Annotated in this window: 25 protein-coding genes; 13 read left to right on the top strand and 12 right to left on the bottom strand. The window is 64.4% G+C overall.

Annotated features, from left to right (window positions below):
- Positions 1–44 precede the first annotated feature (44 nt).
- Entirely contained in the window at positions 45–2828 is a 2784-nt protein-coding gene (alaS, locus tag FTO74_RS17435) for an alanine--tRNA ligase (RefSeq protein WP_162539288.1), read from the bottom strand.
- A 60-nt stretch (positions 2829–2888) separates the two neighbouring features.
- Here alaS and FTO74_RS17430 point away from each other — a divergent pair, with 60 nt between their 5' ends.
- Together FTO74_RS17430 and FTO74_RS17425 are read left to right on the top strand one after the other, a co-directional pair.
- Positions 2889–3149 (top strand): type II toxin-antitoxin system prevent-host-death family antitoxin, encoded by a 261-nt coding sequence (locus FTO74_RS17430; RefSeq protein ID WP_162539287.1) that lies wholly within the window; start codon positions 2889–2891, stop codon positions 3147–3149.
- The gene (locus FTO74_RS17425) at positions 3088–3588 is read left to right on the top strand and encodes a PIN domain-containing protein (protein WP_162539286.1); all 501 of its coding nucleotides are present in this window, start codon (positions 3088–3090) and stop codon (positions 3586–3588) included. The genes FTO74_RS17430 and FTO74_RS17425 overlap by 62 nt, the downstream gene beginning before the upstream one ends.
- Before the next feature lie 4 nt (positions 3589–3592).
- Here the strand turns inward: FTO74_RS17425 and FTO74_RS17420 are convergent, their stop codons facing one another.
- Both FTO74_RS17420 and FTO74_RS17415 read right to left on the bottom strand, forming a co-directional pair.
- A complete protein-coding gene (locus tag FTO74_RS17420; protein WP_162539285.1) occupies positions 3593–4534 on the bottom strand; it encodes a hypothetical protein in 942 nt (313 codons plus the stop codon).
- A complete protein-coding gene (locus FTO74_RS17415) occupies positions 4527–5081 on the bottom strand; it encodes a regulatory protein RecX (RefSeq protein WP_162539284.1) in 555 nt (184 codons plus the stop codon). The genes FTO74_RS17420 and FTO74_RS17415 overlap by 8 nt, the downstream gene beginning before the upstream one ends.
- On the opposite strand from FTO74_RS17415, the gene FTO74_RS19410 reads away from it, so the two are divergent.
- Positions 5080–5400: a hypothetical protein gene (locus FTO74_RS19410; protein WP_174242238.1), complete on the top strand. Its 321-nt coding sequence runs from the start codon at positions 5080–5082 to the stop codon at positions 5398–5400. The two genes, FTO74_RS17415 and FTO74_RS19410, sit on opposite strands and share 2 nt — an antisense overlap.
- A gap of 53 nt (positions 5401–5453) precedes the next feature.
- Here the strand turns inward: FTO74_RS19410 and FTO74_RS17405 are convergent, their stop codons facing one another.
- Entirely contained in the window at positions 5454–6965 is a 1512-nt protein-coding gene (locus FTO74_RS17405; protein ID WP_162539282.1) for a HAMP domain-containing sensor histidine kinase, read from the bottom strand.
- Positions 6966–7039: 74 nt separating this feature from the next.
- Here FTO74_RS17405 and FTO74_RS17400 point away from each other — a divergent pair, with 74 nt between their 5' ends.
- Positions 7040–8008 (top strand): outer membrane lipoprotein-sorting protein, encoded by a 969-nt coding sequence (locus tag FTO74_RS17400; RefSeq protein WP_255462354.1) that lies wholly within the window; start codon positions 7040–7042, stop codon positions 8006–8008.
- A 139-nt stretch (positions 8009–8147) separates the two neighbouring features.
- Here the strand turns inward: FTO74_RS17400 and FTO74_RS17395 are convergent, their stop codons facing one another.
- Complete coding sequence (locus tag FTO74_RS17395) at positions 8148–8411, bottom strand: hypothetical protein (protein ID WP_162539281.1); 264 nt, start codon at positions 8409–8411, stop codon at positions 8148–8150.
- 187 nt (positions 8412–8598) lie between these two features.
- Between FTO74_RS17395 and FTO74_RS17390 the strand changes: the two genes are divergently transcribed.
- The 3 genes from FTO74_RS17390 (at position 8599) to FTO74_RS17380 (ending at position 9891) form a co-directional block, all read left to right on the top strand.
- Positions 8599–9246, top strand: coding sequence for a hypothetical protein (locus FTO74_RS17390; protein WP_162539280.1), 648 nt, complete (start codon positions 8599–8601; stop codon positions 9244–9246).
- Between the two features lie 67 nt (positions 9247–9313).
- Positions 9314–9595, top strand: a complete 282-nt coding sequence (locus FTO74_RS17385) for a type II toxin-antitoxin system RelE/ParE family toxin (protein ID WP_162539279.1) — start codon at positions 9314–9316, stop codon at positions 9593–9595.
- Between the two features lie 11 nt (positions 9596–9606).
- A complete protein-coding gene (locus FTO74_RS17380) occupies positions 9607–9891 on the top strand; it encodes a HigA family addiction module antitoxin (RefSeq protein WP_162539278.1) in 285 nt (94 codons plus the stop codon).
- A gap of 15 nt (positions 9892–9906) precedes the next feature.
- Here the strand turns inward: FTO74_RS17380 and FTO74_RS17375 are convergent, their stop codons facing one another.
- Both FTO74_RS17375 and FTO74_RS17370 read right to left on the bottom strand, forming a co-directional pair.
- Positions 9907–10584 (bottom strand): HNH endonuclease, encoded by a 678-nt coding sequence (locus FTO74_RS17375; protein WP_162539277.1) that lies wholly within the window; start codon positions 10582–10584, stop codon positions 9907–9909.
- Between the two features lie 3 nt (positions 10585–10587).
- Positions 10588–11640, bottom strand: a complete 1053-nt coding sequence (locus FTO74_RS17370; RefSeq protein WP_162539276.1) for a ComF family protein — start codon at positions 11638–11640, stop codon at positions 10588–10590.
- Between the two features lie 436 nt (positions 11641–12076).
- Between FTO74_RS17370 and FTO74_RS17365 the strand changes: the two genes are divergently transcribed.
- From FTO74_RS17365 to FTO74_RS17355, 3 genes are read left to right on the top strand one after another with little or no spacing between them, the layout of a single operon-like run.
- Positions 12077–14299 carry an oligopeptide transporter, OPT family gene (locus FTO74_RS17365; RefSeq protein WP_162539275.1) on the top strand — a complete coding sequence of 741 codons (2223 nt, stop codon included), beginning with the start codon at positions 12077–12079 and terminating at the stop codon, positions 14297–14299.
- A gap of 9 nt (positions 14300–14308) precedes the next feature.
- The gene (locus FTO74_RS17360; RefSeq protein ID WP_162539274.1) at positions 14309–14761 is read left to right on the top strand and encodes a hypothetical protein; all 453 of its coding nucleotides are present in this window, start codon (positions 14309–14311) and stop codon (positions 14759–14761) included.
- A gap of 2 nt (positions 14762–14763) precedes the next feature.
- The gene (locus FTO74_RS17355) at positions 14764–15129 is read left to right on the top strand and encodes a gamma-glutamylcyclotransferase family protein (protein WP_162539273.1); all 366 of its coding nucleotides are present in this window, start codon (positions 14764–14766) and stop codon (positions 15127–15129) included.
- Here FTO74_RS17355 and FTO74_RS17350 read toward each other — a convergent pair.
- The gene (locus tag FTO74_RS17350) at positions 15126–16136 is read right to left on the bottom strand and encodes an EamA family transporter (protein WP_162539272.1); all 1011 of its coding nucleotides are present in this window, start codon (positions 16134–16136) and stop codon (positions 15126–15128) included. The two genes, FTO74_RS17355 and FTO74_RS17350, sit on opposite strands and share 4 nt — an antisense overlap.
- 81 nt (positions 16137–16217) lie before the next feature.
- On the opposite strand from FTO74_RS17350, the gene FTO74_RS17345 reads away from it, so the two are divergent.
- On the top strand, positions 16218–17228 hold the full coding sequence (locus FTO74_RS17345) for a hypothetical protein (protein ID WP_255462353.1): 1011 nt from the start codon (positions 16218–16220) through the stop codon (positions 17226–17228).
- Here FTO74_RS17345 and FTO74_RS17340 read toward each other — a convergent pair.
- The 4 genes from FTO74_RS17340 to FTO74_RS17325 form a co-directional block, all read right to left on the bottom strand.
- Positions 17116–18363, bottom strand: a complete 1248-nt coding sequence (locus FTO74_RS17340; protein ID WP_255462352.1) for a sensor domain-containing diguanylate cyclase — start codon at positions 18361–18363, stop codon at positions 17116–17118. The genes FTO74_RS17345 and FTO74_RS17340 overlap by 113 nt on opposite strands.
- Before the next feature lie 91 nt (positions 18364–18454).
- Complete coding sequence (gene moaA, locus FTO74_RS17335; RefSeq protein WP_162539271.1) at positions 18455–19543, bottom strand: GTP 3',8-cyclase MoaA; 1089 nt, start codon at positions 19541–19543, stop codon at positions 18455–18457.
- 156 nt (positions 19544–19699) lie between these two features.
- The gene (locus FTO74_RS17330; RefSeq protein WP_162539270.1) at positions 19700–21493 is read right to left on the bottom strand and encodes a 1,4-alpha-glucan branching protein domain-containing protein; all 1794 of its coding nucleotides are present in this window, start codon (positions 21491–21493) and stop codon (positions 19700–19702) included.
- A 303-nt stretch (positions 21494–21796) separates the two neighbouring features.
- A complete protein-coding gene (locus FTO74_RS17325; RefSeq protein WP_162539269.1) occupies positions 21797–22891 on the bottom strand; it encodes a BON domain-containing protein in 1095 nt (364 codons plus the stop codon).
- Between the two features lie 347 nt (positions 22892–23238).
- On the opposite strand from FTO74_RS17325, the gene FTO74_RS17320 reads away from it, so the two are divergent.
- Together FTO74_RS17320 and FTO74_RS17315 are read left to right on the top strand one after the other, a co-directional pair.
- Entirely contained in the window at positions 23239–23625 is a 387-nt protein-coding gene (locus tag FTO74_RS17320) for a YtxH domain-containing protein (protein ID WP_162539268.1), read from the top strand.
- A 143-nt stretch (positions 23626–23768) separates the two neighbouring features.
- Positions 23769–24485, top strand: a complete 717-nt coding sequence (locus FTO74_RS17315) for a hypothetical protein (RefSeq protein ID WP_162539267.1) — start codon at positions 23769–23771, stop codon at positions 24483–24485.
- Positions 24486–24586 lie beyond the last annotated feature (101 nt).

The following is a 24586-nucleotide window of genomic DNA, read 5'->3' as shown; positions in this document are numbered from 1 at the left end:
ACCGCACGAAGTGCCGCCCGCCCGGCGTGAGGGCGTTTTTGCTTTTAGCCTAAAAAGCTGCTGATAATCTCAGGAGCCTTGGCCAGCGTGGCATCGAGCGCGGAAACATCGCTTCCGCCCGCCTCGGCCAGATCGGGCCGTCCGCCTCCCTTGCCGCCGACGAGGGTTGCCAGTTGGCCGACGATCTTGCCCGCCTGCGCCTTGCCGGTCAGGTCCTTGGTGACGCCGACGATGAGGGTGACGCGGCCTTCGTTTGCGGCTCCCAGCACGACGATGCCCGAGCCGAGTTTGCCCCGTAGCTGATCGACCAGGTCGCGCATCTGGTTCTTATCGACGCCGTCCACGCGCTGGGCCAGCACCTTGACGCCCTTGACCTCGACAGCCGAATCGACGGAGTCCGAAACTGACGCCTGAGCGGCCTTCAGGCGCAGCGCATCCAGCTCGCGGCGGAGCTTCTTGATCTCCTCCTCGGTGCTGGAGAGGCGCGAGCGCAGGGCATCGGCGGGGCTGGCGTCCGAGCCGCCCAGCGAGGTGACGACGCGGGCTACATCGAAGTCGCGGCGGAACTCGGAGAGGGCTCCGGTGCCGGTGACGGCCTCTACCCTGCGTACGCCACTCGCAACGGACGTCTCGCCGACCAGCTTGATGAGGCCGATCTCGCCGGTGGCCCCGGTGTGGATGCCGCCGCAAAGCTCGGTGGAGAAGCTGCCGATCTTGACCACGCGGACGCGCTCGCCGTACTTCTCTCCGAAGAGCGCCATCGCGCCGAAGTCGTTGACGGCCACGTCGATGGGGACGTCCACCATGGTCTCGACGCGGGTGTTGGCGAGCACCTGCTGGTTGACGATGTCTTCGATCTGCTGCAGCTCCTCATCGGCCACCTGGGTGAAGTGGGAGAAGTCGAAGCGCAGGCGGCTGGGGTTGTTCAGCGACCCGGCCTGCTTGACGTGCTTGCCCAGCACCTCGCGCAGCGCCGCGTGGAGCAGGTGGGTGCCGGTGTGGTTGCGGGTGGTGGCGCGGCGGTTGTCGCCGTCCACCTGGGTGTCTATTATGTCGCCAACCAGTAACGGTTGGCGGGCAGTTATCTTGTGCGCGAAGACGCCCTGCACGGGCTTGGTGCAGCCGTGGACCTGGGCGACGACGGTCTGGTGGTCGGCGGAGATGAGCCAGCCGATGTCGCCGACCTGTCCGCCGGAGTCGGCGTAGAAGCTGGTGGCGTCGAGCACGGCCTCGCCCTCTTCGCCGGGCGCGAGACTCTGCACGCCGACGCCGTTCTTGACCAGTGCGAGAACCTTTGCGCCCTCGACGAGCAGCGTGGAGTAGCCCTCGAAGTCGGTCTGGGGCAGCTCGCGGTAGACGGGCGACGCGGACTTCTGCGAGCCGCCCTTCCAGCTTGCGCGGGCGCGGGCTTGTTCCTCTTCTTTGGCGGCCTCGAAGCCTGCCATGTCGAAGGCCATACCGGCGTCGCGTGCGGCGTCTACCATGAAGTCGAGCGGGAGGCCGAAGGTTTCGTAGAGGTGGAAGGCCGCCCTTCCGTCAAGACCCGATGATTTACCAAATCCGCTGCCTTCACTCCAACCTGCTCCAGATCCAGATCCAGATCCTGTTCCATCCTCAAAGCCAGAGCCATCCGGTGATTTGCTGAGTTGAATTAACTCGTTCATCCTGACGGAGCCAGCTTTTAGCACTCTCTCAAACTGCTCCTCTTCCGCGAGGACGATCTTGGCGACGCGCTCGGTGGTCTCAATCAGCTCGGGATAGGCGACCTTCATCTCGTCGCGGACGGCGAGGACCATCTCGTGCATGAAGGGTTTTTCCTGTCCCAGCAGACGGCCGTGGCGGATGCCGCGACGGAGGATCTTGCGCAGTACGTAGCCGCGTCCCTCGTTGGCGGGAAGAACGCCGTCGGAGATGAGGAAGGTGGCGGCGCGGGCGTGGTCCGCGATGATACGCAGCGAGGGTGCTCCCTTGGCGTCGGACACTGCCGCCTCGGCAGTCGTCATGGAGGTGAATCCGGTCAGCTCGGCGGCGCGGGCGATCAATGGGGTAAACAGGTCGGTCTGGTAGTTCGAGAGCACGCCTTGCAGCACCGCGGAGATGCGCTCGAGGCCCATGCCGGTGTCGATGGAGGGCTTGGGCAGCGGTGTCAGGGTACCGTCGCTGGAGCGGTCGAACTGCATGAAGACCAGGTTCCAGATCTCGACGTAGCGCTGGTCGTCGTGCGGGAAGGGCTTGTCCTCTCCGGTCTCCGAGGCTGCCAGGCCGAGGTCGTAAAAGATCTCCGAGCAGGGGCCGCACGGGCCGGTGTCGCCCATCTGCCAGAAGTTGTCCTTGGCGGGCATTCCGAAGATCTTTTCCTTGGGCACGCCGGCCGCGATCCAGAGCTGCTCGGCCTCGTCGTCGCGCGGCACCTGCGGGGTACCCTCGAAGACGGTGACGTAGAGCTTGGCCGGGTCGATGGCGAACCACTCGGGCGAGGTCAGCAGCTCCCAGGCGTAGGCGATGGCGTCGCGCTTGAAGTAGTCGCCGAAGCTGAAGTTGCCGAGCATCTCGAAGAAGGTGTGGTGGCGGCGGGTGAAGCCAACGTTCTCGAGGTCGTTATGCTTGCCGCCGGCGCGGACGCACTTCTGGCTGGTGGCGGCGCGGGTGTAGTCGCGCTTCTCGACGCCGAGGAAGACGTCCTTGAACTGGTTCATACCGGCGTTAGTGAAGAGAAGCGTCGGGTCGTTGTGCGGGACGAGCGAGGAGGAGTGCACGCGGCGGTGCTGCTTGCCCTCGAAAAAACGCAGGAAATCTTCACGAATCTGGCTGCCGGAACGGTAGATCATAAGCTGTTAGTTTAGCAGCGCGGAGTTGACGGAAGTACAATGAAGCTGAGGGCATGTCCAATGCGCCAGGTTCAACTTCGGGAAGAGGACAAACAGTTGGCCGCACTCATCGCCGAGGCGGAGGCCGCTGAGGGCCTGACGATTCTGCGCGCGGGCAAGCCTGTGGCGAAGATCATCCCCTTTACCGTTCCCGAGGCCGGATCGGCTCTCGATGCCGAGCGCGAGGCTGCCCGGACGGAGCTGCGCCGGATCATGGACCATGGCTACGAACTGGGCGGGTACCGGATTGCCAGCCGGGACGAGCTGTACGACCGTGATTGAACGGGCGACCGTCGACACCAACATCCTGATCTATTCGATTGATGCCGCAGAAGGGCATAAACACGGCGTGGCGCGTCGCATCGTGGATGCGCTATCGGATGCGGGCGCGGTGATTCCCTTGCAGGCTCTGAACGAGTTCTACTTCGTCTGCTCGCGCAAGCGGAAGATGCCGGTGCAGGAGGCGCAGGCCTTCAACCGGTCGCTGATGAAAAGGCTGAAGGTCGTGGGGCCGTCGCCGGAGGATCTGGCCGATGCGATGCAGATTCATCAGCAGGGAGCTATGCAGTTCTTCGACGCGCTGCTGGTTGCCACGGCGGCGCGGGCGGGATGCGCGGTGTTGCTCTCGGAAGATATGCAGCACGGGTATTCGACCGGCGGGCTGACGATTGTGAATCCATTTGCGCTGAGTGAGCCGGAACTCGATCAATTGCTGAGCTGAGGGGCTATATGCCAGGACGCCAGGTGATGCCTTCGAGCCGCAGCGTGGGGTCGTTTGTGGCGCGGAGGACGGGGAACTCGGCGCGGTGGCGGAGCATCTCCAGGCAGCAGACCAGGGCGTCGAAGGCGTCTTCGCTGGCGTGGGCTTTGGCCAGGATGGGGCGGGGGAGCGTGGTGTAGAGGGTGTCGGTCTTGCGGCGGTTGAGGAGGTACTCTCGGCGGGCCACGGGGTTGGATTTTTTGACCGCGCCGGTGAGCAGGCGGGTGTACATCTCGATCAGCAGCGGCTGGCAGGGCCGGGCCGACTCGAAGGGCCACACGCGGAAGCCCGCCTCGTGGAGCCGCAGCAGCCAGGGCATCGCCCGCAGAGAGCCAGTGCCGACCGAGCCTGAGCCGCCGATCTGGAAGGGGGATTTTGGGGTGATTCCGACCATCTTGGCGGCGCGGATAGGGTCGCCGCCTGCCAGTGCCTGCTCGATCTTGTTGTCCATGTCGGTGCGGCGCATCATGGTGGGCAGGCCCGCGCCGCAAAAGACGTCCGGGCGTTTGTGGGGCTTGCCCCAGAAGCGTGGGTCGCGCTCCTCGGCGGCGCACTCTTCGCCGAGCCAGCGTTCGCCGTGGCCTGCGGCGACGTGACGCCAGAAATCGAAGACCGTGGTGCAGCCGTGCTCGGCCAGGAACCAGGCTGGGTAGCTGAAGCAGCAGTCGATGCTGACGACCATGGATGGGGTCTCGGCGGCCAGCTCGAGGAGCCACGCGGTGAGCTGCTCGCGGGTGCGGCCGTCTTCGAGCAGGAGCTTGCCGCCGTGGATCTTGCCCTGGGGGTGGGCGGTCCAGACACCGGCCCAGATCTTTTTCTTCTGGCCGGGGCCTTTGTCGCCGGACCAGTCTATAGCTACGATGCGCTCGATATCTCGCTCCTCGGCGGCTACTATGCGCTCAATCATCGGCGTAGGTGTCCGAGTCGCCGCTGCCCTCTTCGATGATCGCGGTCTCGGGGAGGTTCCAGCCGCGCAGCAGCTTGAAGATGGCCGTGGAGGAGTAGCCCGCGCGGATGAGCCGGTTCATGGTGCGGGCGGTCTCCTTCTGGTCCGTGGGCTGGGGGATGCGCTTGCGGAGGCAGTACTGGCGGGCCAGCTCGACCTCGTCGGCGTCGTCGTAGGCTTTGGCGAGGGTGGCGGCTACGGTTTCTTTGTCGATGCCCTTCAGGGTGAGGTCCTGCTGGACGCGGCGGCGACCGAAGCCTTGGTTTTCTTTGCGCAGACGAGTGTAGTCGGCGGCGAAGCGGGTGTCGGAGAGGTACTTCAGGTCGATGAGGCGGGCGACGACGGCGTCCATGTCGCGCTCGCCCTGCTCGCCGGGGAAGGCGCGGGGTTTCATGAGGCGCTTGAGGTCGCGGATGGTGCGCATGCGGCGTGAGAGGGCGGCGATGGCGTAGTCGAAGAGGCCGGGCTCGCCGACCGGATCGCGCGGCTTGGAGCGCTGGAAGGCCATGTCGGGAGTTTATTGGTTTTTTACGCGAAGCGTCGAGAATCGCACGAAGTGCCGCCCGCCCGGCGTTAGGGCGCTTTTGTTGTTGCTTTTGAGGTTGAGTAAAGAAAGCATACCTCGGGGGCTAAAGCCCGCATTGGTGGTGATCTTTAGTGTCCGGGCTAAAGCCCGGACCTACCCCAGAAGCAACGGCAAGAGCAACGGCAAGAGCAACGGCAAGAGCAACGGCAAGAGCAAAGGCAAGAACAACAGCAAAGGCAACAGCAAAGGCAACAGCAACAGCAAAGGCAGAAGCAGATTCCTCCGCTTCGCTCCTGAATGACAACCAAAAGAACAGGCAACGGCAAGAACAGGCAACGGCAACCGCCGTTGTCTCTAAACCAGATCGCGGATGAGTGGGCTGGACTCCGCGCCGCTATCGAATACCGGGCGGATGGGCAGGTCGACGATCACCGCCGCGCCGTGTGGGTAGAGGTTGAAGGCGCTGATCTCGCCGCCGTGCTCGCGCACGATGCTGTAGCAGGCCGAGAGGCCCAGGCCGGAGCCCTCGCCGACCTTCCGGGTGGTGTAGAAGGGGTCGAAGATGCGGCTCGGCTCGTGGAAGCCGGGACCGGTGTCCGAGACGATGATGTGCGCGCCGCTCTCGTCGTGGCTTAGCGTGAGCCGGATGGTGTGTGTTCCGCCCTCCTTCGGAGGCGGCGCGGAAGATATCGCCTGGTCGGCATTGTTCAGCAGATGTTCCAAACCCTCGGTGATGCGGTCGCGGTTGCCGCGTATCTCCGGGGTCTCGTCGCTGATGGATAGGGCGAGCCGGACACCGCGCTGCTCGAGCTTGGCGGAGCAACGGGCGGCCAGCTCGCGCAGCAGGGCAGGCAGTGCCACGGGCTCATCGACGATCTTGCCGGGGTTCGAGAAGTCGATGAGGCTCTGGATGGTCTCGCGCATCCTGCGGGCCTCGAGCAGGATGGTCTGGGCGTCCTGCCGCGCGCGCGGGTCGTCGGTGCTCTCGGCGATCAGCTCGCCGAAGCCGAGCACGGCGGTCAGCGGGTTGTTGAGTGCGTGGGCGACACCGGAGGCCAATTGGCCCAGGGAGGCAAGCTTCTCCGTGTTGAGCAGCCGCTCAGAGAGGGCCATGTGCTCAAGCGCGGCGGCCAGCCGGACGGCCAGCATCTCCAGCGGGGCGATGGCGCGGTCGATGCCCATAGGCTGGTCGCGGGGAGACATCTCGCCCGTGACCAGGAGCACGCCGCAGATGTGTCCGGCGCGAGTGCGCATGGGGGCGGCGATGGCACGGCGGAAGCGGCGGCGCTCGCGGCGGCCCTCGCGGACCCACTGGCTCAGTTCGGGGTCGAACTCATCCCAGGAGCCGAGCTGAACCGAGAAGCTGCGCCGGCCGATGCGGATGGAGCCGTCGGAGAGGCCGGTGCCGGTGGTGAGGCTGCGGACGGGGTCACCGGAGCGCTCTTCCTGCATCACCTCGTCGCTCCAACGGCGGACGGCGGCGGCGGTCAGGTCGTCGATGCCGGAGCTGGCGGCGATGTAGAGCTTGCCGTCGGCGTCGCGCAGCAGCATGGCGATGCTGGAGAAGACGCTCTTTTCGGAGATGGTGCGGCAGACGCGCCGGGCGAGCTGGCGGGTGATCTCGAGGTTGTTCGCGTGGGTGGCGCGGCCCAGCGTAAAGGCGGGGTCCAGGCTGGAGTAGGCCTCCAGCTCCTCGCGCATACGGCGCTCACGGTAACGTTCGATCGACTGCTGCCGCAGACGGAGGTTGAGCCGAACGGCGACGACGCAGAGCGCCAGGATGGCGAGCAGGCAGAGCCCATGGAGCGTGGCGAAGGTAGCCGCCGCTGCCGAAAACATACTCGTCCTGATGAGCCAGACTGCCATGTTTTTCCTCACCTGAGCTTGCGCTGGCCTGCGTTGGAGACAACTTTCCCAGCTTGCGCGTCTAATCGAACAGGATGAGATTCCCCCTGCCCGCAAAGATTGGGTTTATGCTTCGCCCCGGTACGGCTCGGCTGCGGCCTGAGCCAGCTGTCTGTGCCTTCGCTGCCGCTCTTTTTCTGCTATCGGCTTTGCCTGCGCGGGGTAAAGGGCCTGTCGCAAATACAGACGCGGGTACTGGTCTGCCTGTGGCGGGAGTGGCAGCGGCGATGGGGCAGAGCGGCTTCGGTGCGCTCGACCCGGCTCCTCCGACTGACGTTACGCCGGAGCAGATCATCCAGAAGTTCGCGGCGCGTGAGGCCGAGTTCTCCAAGGCGCGCGACAGCTACACCTTCCGCCAGACCGTGAAGGTCGATACGATCAACGACGATAACAACAAGGTCGACGGCGAGTACCAGCAGGTGACCGACATCTCCTTCGACGATGCCGGACGGCGCAACGAGCACGTCATCTTCGCGCCGCAGAACACGTTGGAGCGCGTGATGATGAGTCCTGCCGACTTTCAGGATATCGAGCACCGGCTGCCTTTCATCCTGACGACGGCGGACCTGCCGCAGTACAACGTGACGTATCTGGGGCGGCAGAAGGTCGATGAGCTGGACACGTATGTCTTCGAGGCGGGGCCAAAGACTCTTGAAAAGGGCAAGCGGTACTTTCAGGGGAAGGTGTGGGTCGATCAGCAGGACTTCCAGATTGTGCTGATCAACGGCAAGAACGTGCCGGACGACAAGCGTAAAGGCCACGAGGACCTGTCGCCGCCGTTTACGACCTACTACGAGCAGGTGGATGGGAAGTACTGGTTCCCGACCTACACCAAGGCCGAGGGGAACCTGCACTTTTCCGCCCAGCAAGGGGCGCTCTCGCAGGATGTACACCTGAGGACGGTGGTGCGGTACACCGATTACAAGCAGTACCGGGCCAAGTCGCGGATTATCTACAACGGCGAAGAGTTGCCGGGGGCCGATAAGACCGCTCCGCCGAAGTAGGTGTTCAGGCGTTTACACGCTCTTTTAAGGCTTCGCGTGGTTCTCCCGTCGGTCGGAATAAACAATGTTCGCTGCCGACCAACGGGAGGCCCTCAGAAGATCATCCTGCCCGTACCACCCCGAGAACCGCACGAGGTGCTCAGTGGGCGCACTGGGATTCGGGGTTTTCGTGCTGCTCGGCCATCCAGCGATCCATCATGGTGCCCGCGCAGCGCGCCCCGCAGAGATGCTTCACGTCGGGCGAGTGCGCCAGGGAGAGCTGCCAGCCCGTGAACTTGAGCAGCGGCTGGGTGTCGCTGGTGTAGTCGAGCGGCTGGCAGTCGAGCCACGCCAGCCACCAGCGGTCAATGTCCGTCTTCTTGGTCCCGCACACATCACACTGATAGTTTTCGCTCAACGACATGACTCGGCTCCGTAGTGAGAAGAATGAGGTTGGGGGCAAACCTTCGCGTGCCCCCATGGGGAAAACTTATCACGGCAGCCGATCCAGTTGTCGATCTGGAGCCAGGGTGCCCGAACCTTATACACTTGAGTCCATGAGGCTTCGTGCTTTGCCTACCCTGTTGGCCGGTTGTGCGCTTGCCGTTTGGATGAGTCTGAGTACGGCCGCGCTGGCACAGGAGAGTGCGCTGCCCTCGGCTCCGGCTCCGACGTTGGCCCCGCCGCCGCTGGTCCCCGCACCGTCGAGCCAGATCCCCGGCTTTGCCGCGTACGAGAGCTGTAGCTTTCCCGATGCGCTTCGCATCGTCGAGCGCGTTCCTTTGAACGAGGGCACCAACGAGCGTAGCGCCGAGACCTCGCATGGGCCGATGACGGTGGAGCTAGAGGCTGCGGAGCGCATCTCGATGGGCTACCCGGACCAGGACTTCTTTGCCAATCTGCGGGTGGAGAAGCTGGCGGCGAAGAACTTTCGCGCCCAGAAGGCGACGTTGATCGAGGAGTTCAACCACACGCTGGCGCAGAGCCCGGAGGGAGGCCGTAACTACTCCCTGCCGGTGCGCAAACGCGGCTTCGAGATCTACGGGCTCGACCGCAACCGGCTGGGTGGAGGGGTGCTCGGAATCTACCTCTTCTTCGACGACCTGAACCGCATTGCGACGACGATCTACTTCCTGAACCAGGACGCTGCCACGCGCCCGTTCCAGACGATGGCGCAGTACGCGAAGCTGCGCGACCAGTTCCTCGATGCCTATACGGGCTGCATCCGCAAGAACCAGGGCGTGCCGGTACAGCCTTAGGTTTGAGGCTCATCGCGCCGCATTGCTAACGGTTGACGTTAGTAATGCGGCGCGATACTATTCTTCCATGATCCTGGGCTTCCGCGATGCGGATACAGAGCTGCTTTGGAAGACGGGGAAGAGCCGTCGCGTTCCAGCCAGCATCCGCCGCACGGCCTGGAAGAAGCTGGCGATCTTGAATGCGGCTATTGAGCTGGACAACCTGAAGATCCCGCCGGGTAATCGTCTTGAGGCCCTGACGAAAGATCGCAGGGGGCAGCATAGTATCCGCGTCAACGATCAATATCGGGTCTGTTTTCGCTGGTTCGACGGCAACGCTCACGATGTGGAGATCGTGGATTACCACTAAGGAGAACTTGGATGGCCAAAGTTTTTGCGATTCATCCCGGCGAGATTCTGCTTACGGAGTTCATGGAGCCGCTGGGGCTAAGTTCTTACCGGCTCGCCAAGGAGTTGGGCGTTCCGCTACCCCGTGTGAATGACATCGTACATGGCAAGCGCTCCATCTCGGCCGATACGGCGCTCCGCTTCGGTATCTTCTTCGGCTTGCCTGCGCAGTTCTGGCTCAACCTGCAGAACGATTACGACCTGCGACTTGCCAACACGGATGACTTGTCCAAGATCAGGCCGCATCAGGCTGCCTGATGCGGTGAGTCGGGTCTACGCAGCCGCGTCGCCCGACTCGAAGTAGAGATAGCGCCGCCAGCTCGGGTCGGCGCTGCCGATCATGCGCATGATGTGGCGCGAGGTGTGCAGCGAGAACGGGCGCGGCTCCTTTTGCAGCTTCATGTCGGTCAGCTCGTGGAGCATCTGGTTGCCCTTGCGGCGGTTGCAGTCGTGGCAGCAGGCGACGAGGTTCTCCCACGTGGAGAGGCCGCCGCGGCTGCGGGGGATGACGTGGTCCAGCGTCAACTCGCCCGCGGTGAGGACGACCGAGCAGTACTGGCAGCAGTTGCGGTCGCGCAGCAGGATATTCTTGCGCGAGAGGGCGCGGGTCTGGTGCGGGATGCGGCGGTACTCCAGCAGCCGGATGACGCTGGGCATGGCGACGTTGACGCGGGCGGCGTGCAGGATGGCTCCCTGCTGCTCCTCGGTACGGGCCACGCCTTTGAGGACCAGCACCAGCGCACGGCGCGCTCCGCAGATATTGATGGGTTCGTAGCTGGCGTTGAGGACCAGCACGGGAGTATGCATGGCGGTCTGGCGGAAGACGCCCGCGCGGATATCAAGCTCGGTGGTGCGCTTGGAGGCCGGGCTGTTGTGGCCCGCGTGGCGGCTGCTGGTGGTTCTCTGCTTACGCGATTTGCTGGTGTGCTGTTGCTTGACCGTATGCTGCATCCGTTACATCCTCCGCTCGTGGGGTGGTGCGATTGACGGTTGTAGTTCGGCTGTCGAAACAAAGGTTGTGGTTGGCCGGATGGAGGTGTCCCAGGCGGCGGTGTCTGCGGTGTAGTCGCCGGAGTGCTGCTCTGCGCGGGCGGCCTGGGCGCGGGCTACGGTGGCGACCCACACCTTTGCGGCTCCTGCGCGGATGAGGACGCGGGAGCACTCGCGGGCGGTGGCGCCGGTGGTGAAGATGTCGTCGATGAGCAGGATTTCGCGGCCGGTGACGGCGGTTTTATCGGCGATGCGGAAGGCTCCGCGCAGGTTGCGGCGGCGGCCGACGGGGGTGAGGCTGTACTGTTCTTCGGTGTGGCGGACGCGGGTGAGAAGGTGGTGCGCTGGGGTGAGCTGCCAGTTGGGGGCGGAGCGTTTTAGCTGCCTGATTGCCGCGTCGGCGAGCAGGACGGACTGGTTGTAGCCGCGCTGGCGCTGGCGTGAGGCGAAGAGCGGTACGGCGATGACGGTGAGTTCTGTTGCTGCTTGCGGGCGCAGGGTGGAGATGGTGTTTGCGAGCACGGGGGCGAGGCGCTGCGCGATGCCGCGGACGCCCTCGTATTTCAGCAGGTGGATGAGGGTGCGGGCTTCGTCGCGGTACACCGTGTGGGCTACGGCGCGGGTGAAGTCGGGCGGCACGGCGCGGCAGGGAGTGCAGAGGAGACCTTCGGGCAACATGCCGGAGAAGCGGAGGTCTTCAAGATCGAGGGAGGAGCCGAGGGCTTCGCCGCAGCGTTGGCAGTGCTGGCCTGCCTGGGGGGCGAGGCTGTCGAAGCAGGAGTCGCAGACCGGGATGACGCCGGCCTTCAGGAGTGGGCCGCCGCAGGCGCGGCAATCCGCTGGGAGTACGGTGGTGAAGAGGTCGTGAAAGACGGTGCGGGCGATCTGCTGGGGACTTCGCAGGACGCGCGCTACGGCACGCCAGTGCGTCACTCCGCTGGCCCCGCCGGTGGAAAACCCACCAGGCGGCCCGCCGGGAGGAGCTCCGGCTGCGATTCCGAGCGCTTTGTCATTCAAGCAGTCGCTGAAGACTCACCTACACGCAGGCGCTCCAGGTCCTTCGGACCGCGCCATACGCGAAGTATAAGCCTATGTGGAGGAAAATCGCTACCGTTTTGAGCTGGCAGGCAACACGCGAAGCGTCGAAAACCGCACGAAGTGCCGCCCGCCCGGCGCTAGGGCGCTTTTTCTGTTGTTTGTCCTGCCGGACGGGCCGCCTGCGCGGAGGGCGGGCGTTTGCACGCCTCTTTACTGCTTCGCGTGGCCCTCCCGTTGGTCGGAAAGAAAAATTCTTGCTGCCGACCAACGGGAGGCCCCATGCGGATAACTCACCCATACCGCCCCGAGAACGGTACGAAGTACCCTCCCGCTGGTTGGAATGAAAGAATATGCTTGCTGCCGAGCGGTAAAAATACGTTTTCGTTTCATTTGCGGTCGATAGGAGCACCTCTACATGGCATCGTCCCCCGGTTTTCAGCCCTTTGTCCCCGCCTCGGACAATCGGCCCGAGTTCACCCTGCGCGCCCTTTTACTGGGAGCCGTCTTCGCCGTCCTCTTCGGCGCGGTGACGGTCTATGTCGGTCTGCGCGCAGGGCTTACGGTGGCGGCGTCCATTCCCATCTCGGTGCTTTCGATCTCGATCCTGCGGGCGTTCGGCAAGGCGTCCATCCTCGAAAACAATATCGTCCAGACCATCGGCAACGCGGGCCAGTCCATTGCGGCAGGAGTCATCTTCGCCCTGCCCGCGTTGATCTTTCTGGGCTTCGACCTGGAGTCGTCGCGGATCTTCGCGCTGGCGCTCTTCGGCGGCTGGCTGGGGGTGCTGTTTATGATCCCGCTTCGTCGCCAACTCATTGTCGACGAGCACGAGACGCTGATCTACCCCGAAGGCACCGCCTGCGCCGACGTCCTGATGGCGGGCGAGCGTGGCGGCTCGTTCGCGTCGAGGGTGTTTCTGGGGCTGGGGCTGGGCGCGGTGTATACGCTCTTTCAGAACGAGAATCTCTTCGGCCTGTGGCCCTCGCAGCCGGACTGGCAGCCGGACTTCGGCGCGCAGCACGTCTTGAAGGGCGCGGCGGTGCGGGCCGATTGCACGCCGGAGTACCTCGGCGTCGGCTACATCATCGGTTTGCGCGTGGCGGCGGTGATGCTGGCGGGCGGCTGCGTCTCGTGGCTGGTGGTGATGCCCGCGATCTATTTCTTCGGCTCTCACCTGACGTCTCCGCTTTATCCGGGGACGACGCTGATCGCGAACATGGGGCCTTCGGACCTTTGGAAGACGTACGTGCGGCCCATGGGTGCGGGTGCGGTGGCGGCGGCGGGGCTGATTACGCTGCTGCGCACGGCCCCGACGATCATCGGCGCGCTGAGCCAGGGGATCAAGAAGATAGGGGACAAGGCGAAGGTTGCGGCCGCGCCGACGCGCACGGCGTACGATCTGCCGATGTCGGTGGTGCTGGGCGGATCGGTGCTGCTGGTAGTGCTGATGTTTTGCTTCCTGGAGTTCCATCCGGTGCCGGGCGCGCAGGTAAGTGTGCTGGCGAATCTGGCGGCGGCGCTGCTGGTGGTGGTCTTCGGATTTCTATTTGTAACTGTTTCTGCACGTATTGTCGGCCTCGTCGGATCGAGCGCGAGCCCGGTCTCGGGCATGACGATTGCCACGCTGATGGCGACGACGGCGATCTTCCTGGTGCGAGGCTGGACGGCTCCGGCGTTTGGCGCGCTGGCCATTACGATTGGCGGCATCGTGTGCATTGCCGCGTCGAACGCGGGGGATACCTCGCAGGACCTGAAGACGGGTTACCTGATCGGTGCGACGCCGTGGAAGCAGCAGGTGGCGGTGATGGCGGGTGTGATCGTCTCGGTGTTCTCGATTGGCGCTACGCTGAACGCAATGAACAGCGCGCTGGCGTCGTTTCAGCGGCTGCCCATGCCGATTCCGTTTACCGAGAAGCTGCTGGCCGATGGAGTGCAGGAGAAGGGTAAGTTTCCTCAACAGCACTTTACCGTGATGAGTAGCTCAGGCGCGGGTAAGGAGATTATTGGTAACGGAGAAAGTTACATATTGCTGAACTCCATCGGCTCCACCACGTTGGCCGACGGCAAGTACCTGCTGAATCCCGCGACCAACCGGATCGAGATTCAGTGGACGCAGGGGATCGGCAGCGAGAAGGCTGCCGCGCCGCAGGGAAGGCTGATGGCGACCGTCATCAACGGCATCCTGACGCGCAAGCTGCCGTGGGCGCTGGTGCTGCTGGGCGTGGCGCTGGTGATCGCGGTGGAGCTGCTGGGCGTGCGCTCGCTTACTTTTGCGGTGGGGGCGTATCTCTCGATTGCGACCACGCTGGCGATCTTCGTGGGCGGGGTGATGCGCTGGATGGTGGACCGGGCGATGCTGCACCATGCGGCTAAAGAGGCGAGGCAGGTGGATACGGAGAGCGAGGTCAGCCCCGGCAGTTTGTATGCGTCGGGGCTGATCGCGGCGGGCGGCATCGTGGGGCTGCTGGGGGTTTGCATCCGGCTGGTGGAGGGCGTCTCCGAGCAGCGCGGCGGACACTGGCAGTTCTGGCGGTTTTCGGAGCAGAACCCGCTGTATCACGATGGTGTCAGCATTGTGATGTTCGGGCTGCTGGCGTTCAGCTTGTACTACTTTGCGCGGAAGCCGCTGGATAGTTAGGAGGGCGGAATGCAGATGACGTGGACGATCTTCAAGGATTCGCTGACCCTGATCGTCGCGGCGACAGCGGCGGCCTTCGGCCTGAGGACGTATGCGGCCAACGCCACCACGCGCCGCGCCGAGTTTCTCGTGGATCTGCACCGGAGCTTCTTCGTCGAGGACAAGTACAGGAAGATCCGGGAGATTCTCGACTCCGAGACGGACGAGGCAAAGCGGGAGCAGGCGCGGCTGATTCTCGATGAGCCGGAAGAGTTTATCGAGTTCCTGAATTACTTTGAGCTGGTGGCTTACCTGTGCCAGTGCAAGAATCTCCTCTTCGACGACGTGGAAGCTCTGCTGGGCTACTATTTTCGGCTGCTGATCCATCTGGAGGCGGTTCGTAAGTACATCCGCAACCGGCCGCGCAACGGGTTTGAGCACCTCGATGCGCTCCTTGGTAAGATAGAGGCGACGGGGGAGTGACCATGCCAGCCGAACTCTTTGTTTACGGAACTCTGCATCCCGAGCGAGCGCCTGAAGAGATCGCCGCCGCGGTCGGCAAGCTGCGGCCCGTGGGGCAGGGGACGATCCGGGGCAAGCTTTACGATCTGGGCGAGTTTCCCGCCGTCGTCGTCAACGGCGGCAGAGGGCAGAAGGTGTCGGGTTCGGTCTTTGCACTGCCCGACGACCCGGAGACGTTGGCCAGCCTCGATGATTACGAGGAGTTCAGCCCCTCCGATCCTACCAACAGCCTCTTCGTCCGCTCCAAGCGGATGGTGACCCTGGCTGATGGCCGTCGCCGTCTCTGCTGGGTCTATGTCTACAACAAGGAACTTCCGAAGGCCGGTTAAGCTGGCGGCTCGGCGGCGACGCACTCTTCGATGGCAGCGGGCGCGCCGGACTGGAGCTTGCTGCTGGTGACGAGGTAGACCGCGATCAGGATGGCGGTCATTCCGGCGTACTCGATGGCCACCATGCGCTCACGCAGGAAGATGGCTCCGAGGATCACTGCGACGATGGGGTTGATGTACGCGTAGGTCGAGACCTTTGCGACCGGCACGTTGTCGAGCAGGTAGACGTACGAGCTGTAGCCGACGAGCGAACCGAAGACCACCAGATACGCAACCGATAGGGCCGCCTGCATACTGAAGTGCGCCGCGCCGAAGCCGCCGCTGCGGCCCCCGAAGGCCAGCGTGAGCAGGACGTTGAAGAGGCCGCCGAAGGTCATCTCCCAGCCCGCTGCGACGAAGGGGCTGACCGGCAGGCGAGATCGGCGAGCGAGCACCGAGGCGCAGGACCAGACAAAGGCCGAGGCGATGGCGACGGTCGCGCCGATGAGCTGGCCGGAGTGGCCGTGGCGGCTCTCCCTCAAGCCTGGAATGACCAGGATGAGCAGTCCTGTGAAGCCGACGGCGATGCCCAGCCAGCCGCGTGTGCGCAGGCGCTCGCCGTTGGGCAGCACGGTTTCAAGTATCGCGACGAAGAGGGGGATGCTGGCGATGAGCAGGGAGGCGAAGCCGCTTGAGAGGAACTGTTCCGACCAGACCAGCCCGGTGTTGCCCAGGCCCAGCATCAGCACGCCGATGAGCGCGAGAATGCCGAGGTTGCGCCAGCTCTGGCGCAGGCGCAGGCCGCCGAGGGCGCAGAGTGCCAGCATCAGCGGCCCGGCGATGAGGTAGCGCGCGCTCGAGAGCACCAACGCGGGCAGTACGGCCACGCCGAAGCGGATGGCGACGAAGGTCGATCCCCAGAAGAAGTACACGCAGCCGAAGGCGATCAGGATGCGGGAGGCGTTCTGGCTCGGATTTGGGCGCTCGGGGGCGCTCGCCGAAGGCGATGATGAGGCTGTGGGGGGCACGGTGGTTCTATCCTATCGTGAGGCTGGTGAATCGGGTTCGGTCCAGTATCGTCTTATGTACATGGTTTTGTGAGGGTTGGCGTGCGGGTTGGCAGGGATTTTTTCCGGATTGGGGTTCTGGCGGCTGTGGTTGCGGTGTCGTCCTTGCTGTTAGGGGCACAGACGCCCGCGCAGCATCGCACGCGGCTCTACCTGAAGGACGGCAGCTACCAGATCGTGCTGAGTTATACCGTCGCAGGTTCGGTGGTGCGGTTTGTAAGCGCCGAGCGGGACGGCCAGACCGAGGAGATTCCGGTCGGGCTGATTGACTTTGAGGCGACCAAACGCTGGGAGCAGCAGCACTTTCCTGCCGCTAATGGAGCAGCCGCGCAAGGCCCACGAATCGACCCCGAACTGGCGCAGGAGGAGGCCGAGCGCGCCTCGCGAACGCCCGAGGTCGCGCATGATCTGCGCCTGCCCGAGCGGGAGGATCTGCTGGCGCTCGACACCTGGAGGGGCACGCCGGAGTTGGTGCCGCTGACGCAGTCCGATGGCGAGCTGAACCGGCAGACCGGGCATAACATCCTGCGCGGCATCTTGAACCCGATGGCGAGCAAGCACCAGATCGTCGTCATCAAAGGCGAGCGGTCGCAGGTGCAACTGCATGTGGACCGGCCGACGCTCTATCTGCGCGTGGGTGATCCCGCGTACGGCGGCCACGCCCTGACAGTCGATACGCACGGCTCGAATACGCAGCCGGGCAAGGGCGACGCGCCGCCCGAGGATAGCCGCTACGTGATTGTGCGGACGGATGTGCGGCAGGGTGCGCGGGTGGTGGCGAGCTTCGACACCGGCTTGTTAGGCGGAAACGGGCGGCAGGAAGATGTCGTCGAGACCAATACCGAGCTGCTGCCCGGTGGGCACTGGAGGAAGATCGTGCCTCGTGAGTCGCTGCTGATCGGGGAGTATGCTCTGATGGAGGTGCTCTCGGACCGCGAGATCAACCTCGGCGTGTGGGATTTCGGTGTCCACCCGACTGCCCCGGAAAATCGAGACGCCTTGCGCCCGGAGCCGAAGCGGGCCCCGCAACTCGAGCATCGGAGCCCAGACTAGACTCGCTGCTGGGATTCTGGCGGCTGGGTTCGGGCGTTCTCGAGTCCCGGCTGCTGCCCGCACCCTGATGGTGCGGCTTCGAGGGGTCCATCACTAGCCCCTGGCCCGCGATGGCGACGTTGTTGCGGGTGCTGTTCTTGACCGCGTACATCATGGCGTCGGCCGACTTCAGGATCGCCGGGACGGTGTTGCCGTCTTCGGGGAAGGTTGCCAGACCGAAGCTGCCGGAGACGTGCAGCGTCATGCCCATCGCCTCCAGGAAGATCGAGGCGCGCAGGCTGCGACAAAGCTCCATTGTCAGCTCGGCGCTGGCCTGCTTGTCGAGGCCCGGCATCACCACCACGAACTCGTCGCCGCCGTAGCGAAAGGCCATATTATCCGGGCCAATGACACGTCGGATCAGTCCGCCGACCTCGGCCAGCAGGCGCGTGCCGACTAGGTGGCCGTGCTCGTCGTTGACCGTCTTGAAGTAGTCGAGGTCGATGAAGAGCAGGCTGAAAGGCGTACCTTTGACCAGCACCTGCTCGTCGAGAACGGTGTAGAGGCGGCGCGCATTGAAGAGGCCGGTGGCGTCGTCGGTGATGGTCAGCTCATGGATGAGCGTGACCGAACGTGCGTTCTGAATCGCGATGGCCGCGTAGTCGCAGAGGATGCGCAGGAACGAGATGGAGTACTCGGAGAGCAGGTCCAGCTTGCTGTTGAGCAGTTGAATGACGCCGAGCGTGTTCTCGCCCGAGCGGATAGGCACGCAGGCGATGGACTGGATGTTGAGGTCGGGATGGGCGCGCGAGAAGGCCGACCAGTGCGGGTCCAGCGCGACGTCCGGCACCACCAGGGGGTTGCCCGTCTGGGCCACCCAGCCCGCGACGCCCTGGCCCATGGGTACACGCAGTCCGCGCAGCCCGTTGGCGTCCTCGCCGATGGCGATGGCGTAGTAGAGATCGTCGGCCTTGGGGTCGACCATGAGCAGCGACCAGCGCTCGGGACCGAAGAAGTTGGCCATCTTGTCCATGATGGCGAGCAGAATCTCTTCGAGTTCGAGCGAGGTGGTCAGGGTCCGTGCCACGTCGTGAAAGACGCGCAGGTGATCCATCTGCCTGCTCTCGATGACCTCGAACTGACGCCGCTCTCTCATGTTTGGGCCTGAAACATCTACTTTACGCGTTTCTTTGTTTTGTGGTCATGTCTTGTTTCATGGATGTTGCAGATGCGCAGCCGGATGGGGGTCAGCCACCGATATGGACCATGCTGCGCGATGGTTTTTCAAAGCCCGGCTCGCCGATGTGATGGCGGGCCTCTTTGTGTTGGACGATGCTACGGATGTACTCGGCTAACTCGGCGTCGGAGGCTCCGCGCGCCATGCGGCCTACCAGGTCGTGGTCGGACTGGGAGAAGAGGCAGGTGCGGATCTTGCCGTCGGAGGTAAGGCGGATGCGGCTGCAGTGACCGCAGAAGGGCCGAGAGACCGGGGCGATGATGCCGATCTCGCCCAGGCCGTCGTCGAAGGTGAAGCGACGGGCGGTCTCGCTGGCATGGTGTGGCGGCAGCTCGACCAGGGGCCGCCAGGCGCTCAGGCGGGAGACGATCTCGGCCATAGGGACGACGGTCTCGGGCTTCCAGCTACGGTCTTCCTCGAGCGGCATCCACTCGATGAAGCGGACGATGACGCCTTCGCGCCGTGAGAACTCGGCGAACTGCTCGATCTGGCCGTCGTTGAAGCCGCGAAGGAGGACGCAGTTGACCTTGACCGGGCCGAGGCCCGCGGCGGATGCGGCGCGGATGCCCGCGAGCACCTTGTCGAAGCTGCGCGGAACGCGGGTGATGGCGGTGAAGGTCTCGGGATCGACCGCGTCCATGCTGACGGTGATGCGGCTGAGGCCAGCGGCCTTGAGCGGCGCGGTGAGATCGGCGAGCAGGTGGCCGTTGGTGGTCAGGGCCAGGTCTAAGGGCTTACCTGCCAGTGTCGGAGTGCCGTCGGGGAGGTAGGATGTGCGCAGGGCGGAGAGGTCTTGCACCATCTCGATGAGGCCAGCCCGCAGCAGAGGCTCGCCGCCGGTCAGGCGAACCTTCTCGATCCCCAGCGAGACGAAGATCCGAATCATGCGCTCGTAGTCCGAGATGGCCAGCTCGCTGTACTGGGCTCCCTCGTTGCCGGTGCGGCAGTAGACGCAGCGGTAGTTGCAGCGGTCGGTGACGGAGACTCGCAGATCGGTGATCGCGCGGCCGAAGCTGTCGCGCAGCCGTTTTTCGGGAGACTGGGAGCGGCTCTGGTCCGGGCTTCGATCTGGACTTCGATCTAGGGCTGCGAGTGTCATGAATGTTTAGTCTAGTTCGGCTCCCGATCGGACGTCTTTGTATTGGATGCCGGGACGACGTACGAGGTTCCCGGGGAGGAGGGATGCCTCCCATGTGGGTACTGCATGTTTGACGAAGGAGAAGGCCTACTCGGTACAGCTCTGTTGATGGGTCTTTTACTGCTTCGCGTGCTCGCTCCGTTGGTCAGTCAGCTCGGGGCGGACCTCCTTGGCTCCGGTGGCCCACAGGCTGGGGTCGATGTCGGGGAAGATGCCGTCGCGCAGGTTGATGGCCGCCAGCCGCGTCCGCTGGTGCTCGTTCAGCTCGCCGGTTGCTTCATACGCCTGCCACATCTGCTTCATCTCGACGAACTGATCGTTGTGCGTCAGGAAACGCAGCTCGGCGTAGTCGCGTGCCGCGCCTGTGGTGATGAGGAACTGCCAATCGGAGGACTCGAGCAGCAGCAGCTCGCGGCAGAGCTGCTGCACGATCTGGGTGCCTAGAGCCGTCTCGCGCCACTTGCCCGCCGTGCAGACCTCGCGGGTGTACAGCTCAGCCGGGTAGATGTGGGTGTAGGTCCAACTGGTCTCGGAGTTCATCCAGACCTGGTTGTTGCCCTCGGCTCCCCACGATCCCTCGTGCATCGCGATGAACCCGGCGCGGGGGTAGCGGGCCAGATAGTCGGAGCAGCTAATCAGCTCGATGCCGGTAGGGTAGTCGTGCAGCGTGCGGGCCACGGCCTCCAGCCAGAGCGGTCCTTCGAACCACCAGTGGCCGAAAAGCTCGGCGTCGAAGGGCGCGCAGAGGATGGGCGGGATGGCGTCGGCCAGTCCCGGCGCCAGCGCCTGGTGGACGAGGTGGACGAAGTGCGAGGCGTGGCTCTGGACCTTGGCGGCGGCCTCCTGCGGGTAGTACGGTTGCTTGTCGCCCATGTCTACCTTGGAGCCGGTGACGCGCCAGTAGCGGTGCCCGCCGGGCCAGCGCTTCTTGTGGAAGTCCACGTAGTCGCCGTCGCCGGGGTAGCCGGTGTCGCCCGACCAGACCTGCACGCCTGTGCGCGGGTCGCGCGGGAAGACGGTAGAGGCGAAGGAGCGGCCTTCGGAGCCGCCGTAGGGTCCGTCGACGTAGTAGGGCTGGTAGAGGTGGCGGTAGTCGCGGTGCGTCATCGCCTCGATCAGCTCGTCGGTGGGCACGGAGCCGTTGCGCAGCTCGTACGGCGAGGGCGTGCGGGCGGACTCCTCGACCAGATGAGTGTCCACGAAGAAGTAGTCGAGGGAGGACTCGGAGAGCGCCTGTTCGACGCCGATGCGGTCGAAGCCTGGAGGCGTGGGCGAGCCGTCAGCGTTGGCGACGGGGTAGTTCCAGAAGCCGGAGGGCCGGTAGCCGCACTCGGGCACCCAGATGCCTTTGGGGTGCTCGCCGATGTGGCGGATGTGCGTGGCGATGGCGGTGCGGATCTGCGCGCGGACGCTCTCGTCGGTGCCCAGCAGCGGCAGGTAGCCGTGGGTGGCGGCGCAGGTGATGATCTCGATGAGGCCGGCCTGGTGGAAGTGTTTGAAGCCCGCGATGATGTTGCCGTTAAGCGCCTGGAAGTCGGCCAGGGCGTCGGAGAAGAACTTGTGCCAGAAGCGGGCGGTCTCGGCGTAGTGGGTCTCGCCGGACTGGGCGAAGAAGGCCTCGTCTTCGCGGGCGGCGACGATCTTGCGCATCACGTAGTTGGGGAACTCGGCGATGAAAACGGGGTGCGAGAGCTGCTCCATCAGGATGGGCGAGAGGTTCAGGTTGCAGCGGAGGCCGATGCCGTCTTTTTCCAAGCGGCCGAGGACGCGGAGCAAGGGCAGGTAGGTCTCGGCGGCGGCTTCGTGGAGCCACTCCATGCCGTGGGGCCAGGTGCCGTGGTTGACGACGTACGGCAGGTGCGCGTGCAGCGTGAAGGTCAGGAAACCGGACGCTTTGGGTGTGCCCTTCATCAAGCGAGTACCTCAGAACAGTGTCTGTTAGATGGAGCTTGAGAGACCTGAGTTGCAGGATAACGCGCGGTACTTCGTACCGTTCTCGGGGCAGTATGGGTAAGTTACCAGCATGGGGCCTCCCGTTGGTCGGCAGCGAGAATATTTATTTCCGACCAACGGGAGGACCATGCGAAGCAGTAAGAAGGCGTGTAAACGCCCGCTCCGCGCGCAGCGGGCCCGTCCGGCAGGACGTCTTTCTTCTTTTACAGAAGCAATGTGAACCCCATGTCTCGAGCTTGAGACATGGGGTTCAATCCGAGGCTACTCAGGAAGGTTGCGGCGGTGGTCGCCGTCATCGTGGCCGCCGCCAAGCTGCACCCGAACCGTGAGCGGCGTGGTGGTGCGGAAGCGGACGATCGACTCCGAGGGGATCTGCACCTGCTCGCCGCGCGTGATGGCGTTCGAGCCTGCGCCCACGCCGCCGCCCGCCGCCGCGCCGATGGCGGCTCCCTTGCCGCCGCCGAAGATGCCGCCGAGGATCGCTCCGCCCACGGCTCCGATTCCGGCTTTGGTGGCGGTGTTCTTGCCGCGGCCCTTGCCCTCGACGGTGTAGGGCTCGGTCGAGACGGACATGCGCCGGACGCTCGCGAGCGACACGGTGAGCAGCGAGCTGCCCTTGAAGTGCGCGGCCTCCTGCACGGCGTCGACGCGGCCGGAGACGGGTGCGCCCTGCGGGATCGCGACAATGCCGTCGACGACGATGTCGGAGGCGACGACGCCCGAGAAGGCGTCGCCCTGCTGGGTGGTCGCGCTATCCAGTGTTTGCGTGATGCGGATGGGGATGGTGGTTCCGGCGGTGAGCGTCACGTTCTTGAAGGTGGGTTGGGGCGGCGGAGGCGGCGGTGGAGCTGCCACCACTGGAGCAACTGGCGGTGGAGGCGGGATGGCCGCGCTGCGCTCGATGGGGGCGGGCCTCGGCTTTGGCTCCGGAGCTGGGCGAACCGGTGTCTTCACCGCGGCGGAGGGCTTGACGGGGACCGGCTTCGGGGCTGGCACCGGCACCGGCGCGGGGGGAGGAGTCGCGGCGGCTGCGGCGGGCTGTATCGTCAGGTTGTTCACCACGGTCTTGATTCCGGCCACGGCGGAGGCATCGCGTATTGCCAACTGGCGCTGCGCGTCATTGTTGACGCTGCCGCTCAGGATGGCGATGCCGGATTGCACGCTGGACTGGATGGGAAGTCCGGCGAGCGAGGTGTCGGCGGCCAGTTGGCTCTGCACGCTGGCTGCGAGGGCGTTATCGTCGGCGGGGGCGGGTTTGGCTTTGCAGCCTGCGAGGCCAAGCAGAAGTGTTGCGCCCAGCACGCCCGTCAGGAGTGCGGTCGCGGGTGAGGCCAGAAGTCTCTCAAGTTTGAACATCGGCGTTCCTCTCGTTCTTGCTGGTTTGTGGCAGTCTTGAATTGATAATGATAAGACGCCCGCCGACTGCGTCCGGGTGGATTTAAAGAGCTTTATTCTGAATGTTCCTATATCGGATACGGGGTTGGGTTAGGCTGGTCTGGCGAGGCGGCCTCCGCCTGCGCAGGCAACAGGGCAGGATGGTTCGGGCATCTGTGCAGGATAGGCAAGAAGCTCGCCGGACGGGATCGCCCGGGTGGGGCTGTTACGGCGGCAGATCGAGAGTGGAGCATCCGGACCGAATGGGATGCGTCCAATACAGGCAGGTTGAGCGCCTTCAGATATGATGTGTTCCACAGGAGAGTGGCATGAGTGATAACAACGGTTCGAGCGGACTCGGTTGGTTTCTGGCAGGTCTGGGATTGGGCGCGCTGGTAGGCGTCCTGTATGCGCCGAAGTCGGGCAAGGAGACGCGCGAGGACATTGTGGCCAGCGCGCTGGATGCCAAGGAGCGGGCGGCGGTGCTCGCACAGCAGGGCGTCGAGAAGGCTAATGCCTATGCCGAGCAGGGCAGGCAGGCTGCTGCGGAGTACGTCGACCGCGGCAAGGAGTACTACGAGAAGGGCCGCACCCAGTGGAGCCAGTACGTCGAAAAGGGCAAGGGGCTGGTGCAGGGGCAGCAGGAGGCCGTGCAGGCTGCGATCGACGCCGGTAAGGAAGCTTACGTGGCCAAGACGTCGGAGACGCCTGCGTAGCTTGCAGGGGTAGAAGTGCTCGGCAGGGTTCCAAGATAGGACACGAAGGGGGCGGCCGCTGGGTTCGCCCTTTTTGTGTGTTTCTTTTGTGTGTCTTCGCGGCTTAGTGCGAGTAGGCTGGTCCATGACAGGAGATGGCAGCGATGAATCTTTCAGGTGTGCTTTATCCCGCGCTCCATGCGCCCCGCGTGTCCGGTGCGCTAGCCCTTTGGCAGGCAGATTCGATCAACTCCGGCAACTCCAGGCTGCTGATGCTGTTCGTCGGGATCGCGGCGCTGGCGCTCTCGGCGCAGGCGCTTGCCTTCATCCTGATGGCGGTGGGCGCGGCCCGGACGCGGACGCGGATCACGGCCATCTTCGAAGAGGTGCGGACGAAGGCGCTGCCGGTGCTCGAGAAATCGCAGGGGATGCTGGAGGAGCTGGCTCCGAAGTTCAAGGAGATTACCGAGAACGCGCACCACATCTCGACCGTGATGCGGGACAAGGTGGACGAGTTCGAGCCGACGCTGGCCAGCGCGAATGTCACGTTGCGCGATGCTAACGAGACCCTGCGCGATGCGAATGTGAAGACACGGGCGCAGGTGGCTCGCGTGGACGGCATGGTAACCAGCGTACTGAACGCCACGGCGGAGATTGCGGGGACGATTCACCACGGGATTCGCGGGCCTGTGCGGGAGGTTGCGGGGCTGGTGAGCGGCTTGAGGGCTGGGCTGGATACGTTGATCGGCCGGATGCAGCATCTGCGCTCGGGCGTGGCTTCGTCGCGGGCTGTTCGGGTGGAGACCACGGCTCCTGTCACCGATATGCGTGACGTGGAGTTTGCGCCGGTGGTTGCGGATCACCACGAGCCGAAGGTGTAAAAAGGCTTTTCACGCGAAGCGTCCAGTACCGCACGAAGTGCCGCCTGCCCGGCGTCAGGGCGCACTTGTCGTTGTCTCTCAACAAAGACAAAAGCAGAAGC

Origin of the sequence: Granulicella sp. WH15, assembly GCF_009914315.1 — a bacterium.
GTDB lineage: Bacteria > Acidobacteriota > Terriglobia > Terriglobales > Acidobacteriaceae > Edaphobacter.
Note: the sequence above shows the minus strand (reverse complement) of the source record. Positions and strands in the feature narration are given on the sequence as shown.

Coding starts and splice junctions, on each gene's coding strand:
- FTO74_RS17415 (WP_162539284.1), bottom strand. CDS start 5,081: ATGGCCTTCCAGCGCTCCAAGCCGCGCGATCCGGTCGGCGAGCCCGGC.
- FTO74_RS19410 (WP_174242238.1), top strand. CDS start 5,080: ATGTCGGGAGTTTATTGGTTTTTTACGCGAAGCGTCGAGAATCGCACG.
- FTO74_RS17365 (WP_162539275.1), top strand. CDS start 12,077: ATGGCATCGTCCCCCGGTTTTCAGCCCTTTGTCCCCGCCTCGGACAAT.
- FTO74_RS17390 (WP_162539280.1), top strand. CDS start 8,599: ATGAGTCTGAGTACGGCCGCGCTGGCACAGGAGAGTGCGCTGCCCTCG.
- FTO74_RS17430 (WP_162539287.1), top strand. CDS start 2,889: ATGCGCCAGGTTCAACTTCGGGAAGAGGACAAACAGTTGGCCGCACTC.
- FTO74_RS17375 (WP_162539277.1), bottom strand. CDS start 10,584: ATGCAGCATACGGTCAAGCAACAGCACACCAGCAAATCGCGTAAGCAG.
- FTO74_RS17340 (WP_255462352.1), bottom strand. CDS start 18,363: ATGAGAGAGCGGCGTCAGTTCGAGGTCATCGAGAGCAGGCAGATGGAT.
- FTO74_RS17400 (WP_255462354.1), top strand. CDS start 7,040: ATGAGATTCCCCCTGCCCGCAAAGATTGGGTTTATGCTTCGCCCCGGT.
- FTO74_RS17425 (WP_162539286.1), top strand. CDS start 3,088: ATGGCTACGAACTGGGCGGGTACCGGATTGCCAGCCGGGACGAGCTGT.
- FTO74_RS17320 (WP_162539268.1), top strand. CDS start 23,239: ATGAGTGATAACAACGGTTCGAGCGGACTCGGTTGGTTTCTGGCAGGT.
- FTO74_RS17405 (WP_162539282.1), bottom strand. CDS start 6,965: ATGGCAGTCTGGCTCATCAGGACGAGTATGTTTTCGGCAGCGGCGGCT.
- FTO74_RS17355 (WP_162539273.1), top strand. CDS start 14,764: ATGCCAGCCGAACTCTTTGTTTACGGAACTCTGCATCCCGAGCGAGCG.
- FTO74_RS17380 (WP_162539278.1), top strand. CDS start 9,607: ATGGCCAAAGTTTTTGCGATTCATCCCGGCGAGATTCTGCTTACGGAG.
- FTO74_RS17385 (WP_162539279.1), top strand. CDS start 9,314: ATGATCCTGGGCTTCCGCGATGCGGATACAGAGCTGCTTTGGAAGACG.
- FTO74_RS17395 (WP_162539281.1), bottom strand. CDS start 8,411: ATGTCGTTGAGCGAAAACTATCAGTGTGATGTGTGCGGGACCAAGAAG.
- moaA (WP_162539271.1), bottom strand. CDS start 19,543: ATGACACTCGCAGCCCTAGATCGAAGTCCAGATCGAAGCCCGGACCAG.
- FTO74_RS17360 (WP_162539274.1), top strand. CDS start 14,309: ATGCAGATGACGTGGACGATCTTCAAGGATTCGCTGACCCTGATCGTC.
- FTO74_RS17330 (WP_162539270.1), bottom strand. CDS start 21,493: ATGAAGGGCACACCCAAAGCGTCCGGTTTCCTGACCTTCACGCTGCAC.
- FTO74_RS17420 (WP_162539285.1), bottom strand. CDS start 4,534: ATGATTGAGCGCATAGTAGCCGCCGAGGAGCGAGATATCGAGCGCATC.
- FTO74_RS17325 (WP_162539269.1), bottom strand. CDS start 22,891: ATGTTCAAACTTGAGAGACTTCTGGCCTCACCCGCGACCGCACTCCTG.
- FTO74_RS17315 (WP_162539267.1), top strand. CDS start 23,769: ATGAATCTTTCAGGTGTGCTTTATCCCGCGCTCCATGCGCCCCGCGTG.
- alaS (WP_162539288.1), bottom strand. CDS start 2,828: ATGATCTACCGTTCCGGCAGCCAGATTCGTGAAGATTTCCTGCGTTTT.